Raw genomic sequence first — 488 nt, 5'->3', positions numbered from 1 at the left:
GTCGGGTCGATGCCGGCGGACTCGACCGCCTCCCAGGACGTCTCCAGCAGCAGCCGCTGCTGCGGGTCCATGGCGAGGGCCTCGCGGGGCGAGATGCCGAAGAACTCGGCGTCGAACTCACCGGCGTCGTAGACGAAGCCGCCGCTGCGGACGAACGACGTGTCGGAAAGGCCGCCGTCCAGGAGGTTGTCCCAGCCCCGGTCGAGGGGGAAGTCGGAGATGCCGTCGCGTCCCGTGGAGAGCAGTTGCCAGAACTCGTCCGGCGATCCGACACCGCCCGGGAGGCGGCAGCCCATCCCCACGATCACGATCGGGTCGTCGTCGACGGCGGCGACCCTGCGTTCGGCCGGCGATCCGTCGGCGGCGCCGAGCACGGTCTGGCGGATGAAGGCGACCAGGGCGGCCGGCGTCGGGTGGTCGAAGACGAGCGTGCTGGGCAGCGCGAGGCCGGTCTCGGCGGTCAGCCGGTTGCGCAGCTCGACCGCGGT

The 488-nt window shown here is 72.3% G+C and carries 1 protein-coding gene; it reads right to left on the bottom strand.

What is annotated here, in order from left to right:
* Window positions 1-488 (bottom strand): beta-ketoacyl synthase N-terminal-like domain-containing protein (locus ACSNOB_RS31985; RefSeq protein ID WP_436691174.1); only part of this gene is annotated, 488 nt, incomplete at both ends.

The sequence above is a fragment of the Micromonospora sp. URMC 106 genome, assembly GCF_051386395.1.
Taxonomy (GTDB): Bacteria; Actinomycetota; Actinomycetes; order Mycobacteriales; family Micromonosporaceae; genus Micromonospora.
This window is presented reverse-complemented; position numbering and strand designations above follow the sequence as displayed.